Origin of the sequence: Coxiella endosymbiont of Ornithodoros maritimus, assembly GCF_907164965.1 — a bacterium.
Taxonomy (GTDB): domain Bacteria; phylum Pseudomonadota; class Gammaproteobacteria; order Coxiellales; family Coxiellaceae; genus Coxiella.
Genome location: NZ_CAJRAM010000099.1, coordinates 1 through 10,743 on the forward strand (window position 1 = coordinate 1; position 10,743 = coordinate 10,743).

A 10,743-nucleotide genomic window follows, 5' to 3' on the forward strand; every position below is an offset into this window, starting at 1 on the left:
TAGCGTTGATTTTAGAGAGCGAAGCGCTGAGATTAACGCAGCGGATGGAACGGGGGTTGAATCGTTTGTTATACAGAGTGGTTGAACCGAGACGAAGCGATGGGTTATTGGTTATTAGGAGGAGAAATTAAAAGCCGTGGTAAAAACCAATCTCTATTCAAACGTCTCGAGAGAATAGAGCGAGGATCTTGATCCAGTCGATTGTATAAAATCAACTCCCGCACGATCGCTCGTGCCCGTAATCCCTCGGGTATTCTGGGGATTTCTCTCTGAACGCTATTTATATCATGATGGAGACTCATAATCCCCGGCTGCGCGGGGATTATGAGGTTGTCGGCTTTTAAGTTTTTTGGTCTTTCTTGTGGGTAATGATAGGGCCTCTTTCCCTTTTTAATCGTACCCTGCGAAGTCGCCTTGCCTCTCTAGCTACTTTGTTATAATATGGTAATTTAGATTGTCTGAGGGGGCCAATGGCAAAAATCAAGTGGTTTTTAGGGGTATTTGCTTTTCTTTTTTGCTCTGCTTTCGCGCAAACCCAAACAATAACGGATTTTGTCGGGGGCATTAATAGGCACACCGCCAAAATTTGTACCCAAGAAATTGAAAAATCTCGTTGCAAGCTAAAAGATTTATTCACCAATTATAAACTTTGTGTGCATGAGGTATTGGTGCGGCATCCACACTGCAAGGAGTCTCTTACGTTTTTCAACTACACAGAGGGAGGTATTTTTAAAAAAATACGCTCTTATAAAAACATCGATATCATCCTAGCTGATTATGCTTATATTGCGGACCAAGGCACGGGCTACTTTCTGGTAACCCATTCGGGCCAATTCATTCCACTCCCTTTACTCATTACTAAAAAACAATTAAAAACAATGCCCAATTATGAGCTAATTGCGAAAAAATACCCTCATGTGAATGCGTGGCAAATACTCGATTTTCCCGAGGAAATAAAACTTCCAGGAAATGCTTACCGTCTCGTTTTCACTCAACAGTTAAAAGATGGCTGTAGTGCCTGCACACTCGCCGGCACGGTCAAAGTGGCTTATGATTTTTCTGACGGGGGAAAGCATTTTGATGGAATTAAAGTGCTTAAATTAAGTCCACAAAAAGTATGAGCAATAATTCTCGCCATTATTCTGCGATCGACAAGGCTATTCTGCAAGGTCAGGCGATGTTAGAAACGCTTTTCGGAAAGCCGGTGGCGCAGCGTGAAAATCCTGCTAAAGATCTGAGTCAGCCTGCTCTTACCTCTGCTGAAAAAAAACAAAGTATTGGCTTTATGCGTGTGAATCACAGTGGTGAAGTTTGCGCTCAAGCGCTTTATCATGGACAAATGGCTATGGCAAAAAACCCGGCGGTTCGTGCGTTGTTTGCTACAGCGGCCGAAGAAGAAACAGACCATTTAGCGTGGTGCCAAGAACGACTCGAGGAATTGGGGGGGCACACTAGTTATTTAAACGCTTTTTGGTATATGAACTCCTTTCTCATCGGATTATTAGCCGGGCTGTCAGGCGATCCATTAAGTTTAGGGTTCGTTGAAGAAACCGAAAAACAGGTGGAAATCCATTTGGCTGACCATTTACGCAAAATACCCTCAAGCGACCTAAAAAGTCGGAAAATTGTGGAATATATGCAGCAAGATGAAATCCAACATGGACTGAACGCGAGATCCAGCGGCCCCAAAGAATTGCCTTACGTGGTAAAAAAATTAATGGCTTTTCACGCAAAGGTGATGACCACGTTGGCTTATTGGATTTAGAAGATTCTTTAAAAGCCAATAACCGTGCTGCGTTAACACGGATTCAGGGTGAAACTGTACGCCTTCTAATGAATAATGCGCATGCCAAATTCCCATAATTTCTTGATTTGGGTTTGTCCACCCCGTTATTTCAAATTCTGTAGGCAACGATTCACGCTCGATGATTAAAGAATGATAGCGCGTGGCTACAAACGAATCATTAACCCCCTTGAAAACGCCTTTTCCACTGTGATGGATGATCGAAGTTTTTCCATGCATTATATTATTTTTCCGCTAACGCAATTTTAGCACCAAAGGCCTGTGCAATCGCTTGATGACCTAAACAAATCCCTAAGAGTGGAATTTTGCCAAAAAATGCTTTGATCATGGGTAAAGTAATCCCCGCCTCTTCGGGGCGCCCAGGGCCGGGAGAAATAACAATCTGCTCTGGGTTCAATGCAGCGATATCAGCTAATGAAATTCTATCATTAAAATAAACCGACACTGCAGCGCCTAATTCTTCGAAGTATCGTGTAAGGTTGTGGGTGAAAGAATCATAATTATCAATCATTAATAGCATAGCGCATTTCTTTCAGTTTTTCTTCATAGTTCGATGAATGAAACAAACCGGAACCCACCACAAAAAAATCTGCGCCCGCCCGAGAAACATCTGCAATATTATTAATTTTAATTCCACCATCGATACCCAGAAATGCTTTACTTTGCAGATTATCCAATAGCTGCCTTGTCACTGCGATTTTTTCCAAGCTTTCCGGCATAAACGACTGACCGGCGAAACCGGAATTGACGGACATTAACAAAACTAAATCTATTTTCATCAAAAATGAAGTGAATAAAGATAAAGATTTTTCAGGATTGAAGGCCATCCCCACCTGCATACCGGCTTTCTTGATACGGGCTATGGTGTCTTCCACATCTTTTACGGTTTCAGGATGAAAGGTAATTAAATTAGCGCCGGCTTCTGCAAAGGATTTTATGAATTCATTCGGATTTTTCACCATTAGATGGACATCAATAGGTGCTGCAATTTTTGCATCACGAAGCGCTTTACAAACTAGCGCACCAAAACTTAAATTAGGAACAAAATGGTTATCCATAACGTCGAAATGAATATTATCAGCCCCCGCTTGGATCACGCCTTTCACTTCTTCTCCTAATCGAGAAAAATCAGCGGATAAAATCGATGCGGAAATAATTCTTTTATTCATGTTACTTGCCATAACCTCGTATCGTTAAGCCATGCTTCGCGCCTTACGAATTTGTTCGTAAGCTTTTTTAATTTGTTGGGTTTTTTGAGTCGCCATTTTCATCATCTCCGGGGGTAATCCTTTTGCCATCAATTTATCAGGGTGGTGTTGACTCATCAAGCGATAATAGGATTTTTTGATTTCAAAATCCGTTGGCGCGGACGTTAAACCCAATATCTTGTAGGCATCATTCAAATAGGCGCGAGGATCTTGCATTGCCTGCTGCTGATAGCGTTGATAATTTTGTTCGGCGCGAAACCGCTGCTCGAATTGATTGTAGTCAAACTCAAACACGCCAAGCTGTTGACAAATAGTTTGCAATACCCTGTCGTTTTTCCCCACTCAATCCTTGACCGTCCACCGAAGCTATTTGAATTTGGATTTCTAAAAATACCCGCCAGAGCGCAGGCTGAAAAACGCAAGCCTGTCTTAATTCGTTTAATGATTCATCAAAGTTGAAGTTGGGCTGTTTGCCCTCAGTAAATAAACGAATGGCTTCGCGTTTCATGCTATCATCCAAATTCATTTGTTGCATGACCTGACGCGCTTGACGAATTTCGTTTTCAGAAACACGACCATTGGCTTTCGCGACGAAACCCATAACCCGAAAAGTGGTATTGAAAAATACTTCTTGAATTTTAGACGGTTGAGATCGCGCGGATACAGTGGTTTGAAACCACTGTCGAAATCTACCTTGATCGAAGACAACATGACCAATAAACAAACCAATAATAAGACCAATCGGACCTGCCAAGATGAAGCCCAACATCATGCCAATCAGTTTACCAATCCAGTTCATCACTGTATCACGTTATAATTACCAAAGAGGAACTAACCATGTCTCACAATCCAAGCGAACTTAAACAGATCACCCTGCCTATCAACCATTTGAATTATTTGGAAAAATTGTTTTTTCAAGATCAAGTTGATATTGAATCGTGGTTTCGTAAGCAATGGCTCAAAACACCGCCGCCATTCTACACTTCCGTTGATTTACGTAATGCAGGATTTAAAATAGCACCCGTTGACACCAATCTATTTCCTGCTGGTTTTAATAACCTTAACCCTGACTATATGCCCCTTTACATCCAAGCCGTGCAAGCCACTATAGCGGAGATTTGCCCGGATGTCACACGCTTACTCTTAGTTCCCGAAAATCATTCTCGCAATATTTATTATTTGGAAAGCTTAGGCGCATTGACTGAAATCTTGAAAAAAGCGGGCTTTGAGGTCCGGATCGGCTCTTTAGACGAATCCCAGAAAGAGCCGAGAACACATGAGTTATCTTCGGGGCGGCAATTATTGATCGAACCCCTGTTGCACAAAGGGGACCAGGTGGGTGTAAAGGATTTCTTTCCTTGTTGCGTCATACTCAATAACGATCTGTCCGGCTCTATCCCTGATGTTTTCCAAAATGTTAACCAATGGATTATGCCTGCGCCGCAGCTTGGCTGGGCAATGCGGTTGAAATCTGGCCATTTCAGCGCCTACGCCGAGGTGGCAGGAGAGTTTGCTGCCATGATCGATATTGATCCATGGTTGATCAGCCCGCTTTTCGACCAATGTCCTGAGGTCAATTTTCTAAAAAAAGAGGGTGAAGAGTGTTTAGTCAAACGGGCTCAAGGGATATTGCAAGCAATTAAGAAAAAATATGATCAATACCACATTGAAGAAGATCCTTTTCTGGCTGTTAAAGCCGATGCTGGGACTTACGGCATGGCTGTTATGATGATCCAGGAGGCAGAAACGTTGCGCCACCTCAACCGCAAACAGCGCACGCGAATGTCCACTTCCAAGGGTGGGGTCTCTGTGACAAAAGCCATCGTGCAAGAAGGTGTTTATACGTTTGAAACGGCGGAAGAAAGTAATGCCGTTGCAGAGCCCGTGGTTTATTTATTTGGGCGCCACGTGATCGGCGGGTTTTACCGCATTCACAGGGGTCGCGGTCCCAATGAAAATCTAAATTCGCCTGGCATGGACTTTATTCCGATAGCCTTCGATTTTGCCTGCAATGCACCCTTTTTCTCTGATAATAAATCGCTTAACCGATTTTACATTTACGGTGTCATTGCGCGCTTGGCTGCATTAGCGACAGCTCGCGAATTGCTTCTATTAAAGGGAGCAAAAGGTGAAAGTAAATTTTAAAAAAATAAATCTCTGGCGCTTGCGGCCGAGATTTTTAAAAAGGCAATATTAATATGAATTTAAAAGTTGGTGTTTTGATGGACCCCATTGCGAATATCGCCATTCATAAGGACACCACTTTTGCCATGCTGTTGGCGCTGCAAGCGCGTCAACACGAGGTTCATTACTTAGAACCCGCCGACATTTTTTTGCGAAATGGGAAAATTCTAGGTTCAATGAGACGTCTTCAAGTGGCGGATGACCCTTCCCAGTGGTTTAATCTTAGCGAAAGCGAGATTAAACCACTCAGCGCGCTGAACGTGTTACTCATGCGAAAAGATCCACCATTTAATATGTCTTACGTTTATTTAACTTATTTACTTGAATTGGCTGAAAAACAAGGTTTGTTCGTGGTGAATAAACCCGCGAGCTTACGAGATGCCAATGAAAAATTGTTTACGGGATGGTTTCCACACTGCACGCCAAAAACGCTGGTCACTTCGCGAAAAGCGGTATTACAGGAATTTATTCGTGAGCAGAAAGAAGTTGTCATTAAACCCTTAGGCGCGATGGCGGGGGAATCGATTTTTTATTTAACCGTGAATGATCCAAATATTCCGGTTGTTATTGAAACGATGACGGTGAATGGTCATCAATTAGTCATGGCGCAGCGATTTATTCCCGAAATCAAATCCGGCGATAAACGGATTATTTTAGTTGATGGCGAACCGATTCCTTACACGCTTGCACGCATCCCACCTGAGGGCGACTTTCGCGGTAATTTAGCACGCGGCGCAAAAGGCGAGGGACGCGGACTGACGGATCGCGACCGCTGGATTTGCAAGCAAGTGGGTCCAACGCTGCGGAAAAAAGGTCTCTGGTTTGTCGGACTGGATATCATCGGCGATTATTTAACCGAAATTAATGTTACGAGTCCAACAGGTGTTCGCGAGTTGCAGGCACAATTTGATTTTGACATCGCAGGTCAGTTCATCGCTTTCCTAGAAACCAAATATGCCAAAGGCAGCTACCGACATTGAGTAGGAACCTTTGGATCTTTGCAGCATACTTGCCCCGGGCTTAAGTGGGACCATTCGGCGCCAGGACAATAATGATAATAATGTTTTCCGCAGGTTATCTCCTTCAAATCCGGTGATATTATGGAATTTGACCCCAAGCTAAAGCTTGTCCCCGAAAGACACAGGCATTTGCCAGAAGTCGAGTCCACTGCGCAACCGGTGGGACAATTTTTGCCAAAACTTAGTGAACTAAAATCCAGCACTACAAGCAAGCCAATCAATCAAAGCAGAACCTTTATTTTTTATGGATCACGGAACACTCCCCTCTATTGACCATTATCATTATCATTATCATTATTGTAACCCTTAGAGGATCGTTTTCGCACTTTAGGGGCGAGATGTTCTCTCAAATGCAAACCAATTTAGTTTTAAAATACGATGGATGATACACTGGCTATTACCTATTCCACCCCAGCTCGCCTTTTCGAGGCAGAAAAATTGGCTTGTCAAATGAAATTGCCGCTGGTTTCATTAAATTCGACCGACTATTCATTTTTACTCGTATTCACTCCCGCTCACCTTGAAGTGCGTCCCACGGGTACTAAGGCGCCAGGTCCACTTTACGTCGATTTCCTTAAAGGGGCGGCAACAGCACATCGACGGTTATTTGGCGGCGGACGTTCGCAATTAATCGCTCGAGCTGTCGGGTTAAAATCACGTCCCCATCCTACGACTTTAGACTTAACGGCTGGTTTAGGCCGCAATGCTTTTTGTTGGCCAATCTCGGTTGTGACGTTTTGATGGTCGAACGCAATCCCGTTTTGCTCTTTTGCTAGGAGACGGGTTAGAACGTGCGCATTCAGTTGAATGGTTTAAATTGTTAAAATTAGAATTAATTGAAACCGACGCACAAATTTATTTAGCCACACTAAAAAAGCAATTTGATGTGATTTATATGGACCCAATGTATCCCATAAGGAAAAAATCAGCTTTGCTAAAAAAAGAAATGCGGATCTTACGACGCCTAGTCGGCGACGACGACGCATCGCAATTATTGGCGCTCGCTTTAAAAAAACAAAGTACTGTGTCGTTATTAAACGCCCACGCCTGTCAAACCCATTGCCCGGCCCCACCCCCGATGTCGTTTACGAAGGAAAAAGCAGCCGCTTTGACGTTTATCTTTTAAAGCCGGGCTCTTAAAATTTGAAAAAAATTAAACAGTCGTGAAAAGGAAATGAAATAAATTTCACAATTATTTACTGCTATTTTTTTTATTAAAATTTTTAGTAATAAAAAGACCAATTTTTTGTTTATAAGCTTCGATAAAAGATCTAAAAGAGCGGCTGATAATAGGTTTTATTATCATTTTGAATTTTACTTCGATAGGAATAATACAGTTTTCGTTTTTATACAATAAAAAATCAACTTCAGCTCCATTCTGGATGTGCCAAAAATGAATAATGAAATCATAAAAATATTGCTCTTTAAATTTAAGTCATTCTTGAAAAATGGCGCTTTCTATTAGAAGTCCAATGTCTTATCTGCCATTAAGCGATGTCGACAAATTCCGCAATGATTGGTTTCTAAACCAATGATCAATAAAATAAAAATAGGATTGCTAGTAATTCCCTTTCGCTTATTTCCAACATAGGGTGTAATCCGAGCAATTGTATAAGTATTTCCTAAAATAGAAAGATAATTTTGGATGTTAGAAGCTGAAACTTAGCAGTCGGTGGCTAACTGGTTGTAATTGACTAATTGCCCCGAACTATGAGCAATTAAAGTAGTGAATTTTTGCATTGTATCGGGGTTACTAACTTTTAAGATCTCTATAATATCTTTGTTTAATGTAATTTTGATAAATCTACCGCAATAAAATGGATTTTTCTGAAGCTTTTACGATGGCGGGATAACAACTATAGATTAACTGCGACTCATCCACCTTACCAATTTCTTGATAGCTTAAGGGCAAGACCAACGCTTCCAGATGACGCCCGGTTAGGTATTCTTGCACTTTACTTTTCATTTCCAACTGAGAAGAGGCGGTGGCAATCATTTTAATATCCAACTTCAAATCGGCACACGCTTTTAACAATAACCCAGAATTTTCTAAACGTTGAACTTCATTAATTAGGATAATCGGTCATTCTAAATGAAGTTCATCCACTGCTTCTTTGATGAAAAGTGGAGAGGTTATCCATTGTCATATCTCTAATAAATCGCAATTTAAATATAGGAGGTTATTAAAATGCTGAGCTTTGATAAGCGCTTGTGAAACATGTTTTGCTAGGGGTTTTTTTCCGCTTTGACGAGGGTCTATCAAAATAAGCTATAAGTTATCCTATTCCGGTAAGAGCAATTTTTCTGTCTGGAGGCGTGCAATATACCCATTCTTAAATACGGAAAGGGTTTGTTTTTTAAGCCAAGGCTTGGATTGGTGGATGAGTTTGACCAATTCATCTTTCATAATTTAACCAGGGTAATATTTAGTAGGCTTATTTAAACCTGTTTAAAATTAAGTTTATAGTCTTTTTTTTAATCGAGGAGTGTTGTGGTCAGGCAGCGAAGGAAGAGCCGCAGCCGCAGGTGGTTTTGGCGTTTGGGTTACGGATGACGAATTGAGCGCCACTGACGTCTTCGCGGTAATCAATTTCGGCGCCTTGAAGGTATTGAAGACTCAAAGGGTCCACCAATAATTTTACTAAGGCTATCTGGCCCGTACTCCCTTCATCGTCATCTTCCTCCAATTGCTTTTCGATGACAAGATCGTCGGAATTGATACCTTCATCGAAGGTAAACCCGTATTGGAAGCCTGAACAGCCACCGCCGGTGATGAAAACTCGTAAATTCAAGTGAGGGTTGTTTTCTTCGTCGATTAAGCTCTTCACCTTGCGGGCGGCTGCCTCGGTTAACACTAAGGTCGGTGATTTTTGCGCCAGTACATTCATAACTAAATTATCTATTTATTGCACAAGAGAGTCAATCGGGTACAATTAAACCCAAATCTCTCCCGCAAAGCGAGAAGGGCTGTGGTTACTATGTAGACGAAGAAAACAATGGAAATTGTCACCATCAATTCAGAAAATCAAGCCGTTTTATATTAGAGTAGCAGCCGAGGTAGAAATACCCCTTACAAAGGCGGCTAAAGAAAAAATAGAGGCTATGCGCGTATTTTATAAATCCTTTCAGGAAAAGGCGGATTTTGCGGCGCCCAAGTTGGGTTTTCAGAAAGAATTATTTTAGTAGAGCAACATTTATTTGATACAACGATTGTTGAGGAGACGGACGGACCCACCATATTAGTCAATCCCAGCTGGAGACCAATTAGTGATAAAAAAGAATGGGACGTCGAAGGTTGCCTTTCCGTTACCATCGCGAGTATTCGAGTGTTTTATGGCAACATGAAATTGATCACTTAGAGGGGAAAATCTACGCGGACAAAGGGAAGTTATTATTAAATAAAAAGGATTTCTTCAAAAAGGATTTCTTCGCTTTTTGACGACATTTAATCGAAAATAGAAAAATTCAAAGTGGGGTGACGCTCTTTGATCTGGGGCCTTTAATTTATGATAGTGCCGTTAAGGGGGAAATCCCATCATGAGTTGGATGCTGGCCCTTCATCTCATCTTCGTCGTGTGTTGGTTTGTGGGCCTTTTTTATTTGCCACAACTCTTTGTTTATCATACAGAAACGGCGGACGCCATCAGCAACACACGCTTTAAAATAATGGAACGCAAATTATTTTTCGGAATTATGACGCTATCTGGCATTTTAACCACGGTTTTTGGTGCGTGGTTGTTCATCGCGCATTGCTCTTGGTTCGTTCAAGAAAATTGGATGTATTATAATTAGCATTAGTCGGTCTTTTATGGATTTATCATTTTATGTGTGGGAAATATTTGTTTGCCTTTAAGCATGACCGAAATGAGCATTCGCATCGATTTTATCGGTGGTTTAATGAAGTGCCTTTGGTTTTATTGTTCTTGATAGTAATCTTAGTGATCGTTAAGCCATAACCATAGCATTATTCACCAGTCACAGCCGTTTCAATTCTAGATTCGTCATTTCTGCCTGTTTCCCACTCTAGGCTATTTTTTCTATTAGTCTTAATTTCTAAAAAGTATTGTTATCCTCGAGCAGACGCCTAGGCGTCAACTTAAGCATAAACCCCTAATGGCTGTAAAGTTGATGCTTCTCTTTCATTCACCTTGTTCCTTTCAAAGCTTCTTAACACAAGGGGCCTCTATCATTACCCACCCGTGGTAAAGCGTGAAAAACTTAAAAACCCGTCGTCCTCCCGCGGGGGCATCTGCTGTATTAATTGAAGCATACAAAACCTTCACGGCCGAGCCGGGATCAACTATGTTTGAATTGCTGTGAGCAAGTTTGAAAACTGGATAATAAATAGTCATTTTACACACCTTATTCACAGCTTCACAGTGATACCGCAGTTAGCGATTTTTTCTGTTCAAATTTTTTTAATCTGGCATTGGCGATAACAATAATTTTTCGTATTAGTGCTACAAACGCTACCATTTTCTTTTTCCCTTTTTTAACGAGCCCCTCATAAAAGCTCTTTAATTCTGAA

At 41.5% G+C, this 10,743-nt stretch carries 6 protein-coding genes and 6 pseudogenes; 7 read left to right on the forward strand and 5 right to left on the reverse strand.

All coding sequences use genetic code 11. The features are described 5' to 3' along the window. The first annotated feature begins 470 nt into the window (after positions 1 to 470). Positions 471 to 1,121, forward strand: coding sequence for a hypothetical protein (locus OWO34_RS08505; protein ID WP_267257194.1), 651 nt, complete (start codon positions 471 to 473; stop codon positions 1,119 to 1,121). Next, a complete protein-coding gene (gene coq7, locus OWO34_RS08510) occupies positions 1,118 to 1,765 on the forward strand; it encodes a 2-polyprenyl-3-methyl-6-methoxy-1,4-benzoquinone monooxygenase (protein WP_267257195.1) in 648 nt (215 codons plus the stop codon). Before OWO34_RS08505 ends, coq7 begins: the two co-directional genes overlap by 4 nt. Here coq7 and OWO34_RS08515 read toward each other — a convergent pair. From OWO34_RS08515 to djlA, 3 genes and pseudogenes are all read right to left on the reverse strand, one after another. Continuing rightward, positions 1,715 to 2,324, reverse strand: a pseudogene (locus OWO34_RS08515) (anthranilate synthase component II). The gene coq7 and the pseudogene OWO34_RS08515 overlap by 51 nt on opposite strands. Beyond that, on the reverse strand, positions 2,308 to 2,985 hold the full coding sequence (gene rpe, locus OWO34_RS08520) for a ribulose-phosphate 3-epimerase (RefSeq protein ID WP_323808286.1): 678 nt from the start codon (positions 2,983 to 2,985) through the stop codon (positions 2,308 to 2,310). Before rpe ends, OWO34_RS08515 begins: the two are co-directional and overlap by 17 nt. Before the next feature lie 12 nt (positions 2,986 to 2,997). After that, positions 2,998 to 3,814, reverse strand: a pseudogene (djlA, locus tag OWO34_RS08525) (co-chaperone DjlA). Between the two features lie 35 nt (positions 3,815 to 3,849). Here djlA and gshA point away from each other — a divergent pair. From gshA to OWO34_RS08540, 3 genes and pseudogenes are all read left to right on the forward strand, one after another. After that, positions 3,850 to 5,157: a glutamate--cysteine ligase gene (gshA, locus tag OWO34_RS08530; protein WP_267257197.1), complete on the forward strand. Its 1,308-nt coding sequence runs from the start codon at positions 3,850 to 3,852 to the stop codon at positions 5,155 to 5,157. 53 nt (positions 5,158 to 5,210) lie between these two features. Beyond that, positions 5,211 to 6,176, forward strand: a complete 966-nt coding sequence (gene gshB, locus OWO34_RS08535; protein ID WP_267257198.1) for a glutathione synthase — start codon at positions 5,211 to 5,213, stop codon at positions 6,174 to 6,176. 417 nt (positions 6,177 to 6,593) lie between these two features. Beyond that, a pseudogene (locus tag OWO34_RS08540) lies at positions 6,594 to 7,355 on the forward strand (class I SAM-dependent methyltransferase). Here OWO34_RS08540 and OWO34_RS08545 read toward each other — a convergent pair. Both OWO34_RS08545 and erpA read right to left on the reverse strand, forming a co-directional pair. After that, positions 7,338 to 8,622 (reverse strand): annotated as a pseudogene (locus OWO34_RS08545) (ATP-binding protein). The pseudogenes OWO34_RS08540 and OWO34_RS08545 overlap by 18 nt on opposite strands. A gap of 88 nt (positions 8,623 to 8,710) precedes the next feature. Then, positions 8,711 to 9,118 carry an iron-sulfur cluster insertion protein ErpA gene (gene erpA, locus OWO34_RS08550; RefSeq protein WP_267257199.1) on the reverse strand — a complete coding sequence of 136 codons (408 nt, stop codon included), beginning with the start codon at positions 9,116 to 9,118 and terminating at the stop codon, positions 8,711 to 8,713. Between the two features lie 93 nt (positions 9,119 to 9,211). Here erpA and OWO34_RS08555 point away from each other — a divergent pair. Beyond that, positions 9,212 to 9,756 (forward strand): annotated as a pseudogene (locus tag OWO34_RS08555) (peptide deformylase). Beyond that, positions 9,753 to 10,171: pseudogene (locus OWO34_RS08560) on the forward strand (CopD family protein). Before OWO34_RS08555 ends, OWO34_RS08560 begins: the two co-directional pseudogenes overlap by 4 nt. Positions 10,172 to 10,743 lie beyond the last annotated feature (572 nt).